This window comes from Streptomyces sp. NPDC058307 (genome assembly GCF_042880295.1).
Lineage (GTDB): Bacteria > Actinomycetota > Actinomycetes > Streptomycetales > Streptomycetaceae > Streptomyces.
Genome location: NZ_JBHVYZ010000024.1, coordinates 1 through 455 on the forward strand (window position 1 = coordinate 1; position 455 = coordinate 455).

The following is a 455-nucleotide window of genomic DNA, read 5'->3' on the forward strand; positions in this document are numbered from 1 at the left end:
GTCCGCCGGGGCCTACATCGCCGGCTTCCAGCGGGCCTACGAGACCAACCGCGCCCCCTTCTTCGTCGGCAACCACTTCGAGCACTGGAACGGCGGCCTCTACATGGACGCCGTCGAGCAGGCCTTCACGCACATCGCGCGGGAGAAGGAGAAGGGCGCGGACGTCCGGCTGGTCTCCTTCCGGCAGTTCGTCGACTGGATGGACGTACAGAAGCCGGAGGTGCTCGCCAAGCTGCGCACGCTCGACGTCGGACAGGAGCCGGCGGGCGGCTGGAACGGGTTCCTCAAGGAGCCCTCGGCGAACACCGCCACGCCGTCCTCGAACGCGGCCTGACGTGGGGGGGCCCCCCGGGGCAGGGGGGGGGCCCGGTGGGGTGCCCCAAGCCGGGGGCGGGGCTGGGGGGGGGGGGGCGGGGGGGGCGGCGGGGGTGGGGGGAGGAACGGGAAAAGGGGCC

Annotated in this window: 1 pseudogene; it reads left to right on the forward strand. The window is 73.8% G+C overall.

Features of this window, described 5'->3' with window-relative positions:
- Positions 1–334 (forward strand): annotated as a pseudogene (locus ACFVYN_RS18830) (hypothetical protein); the annotation flags it as partial.
- Between the last annotated feature and the right edge of the window lie 121 nt (positions 335–455).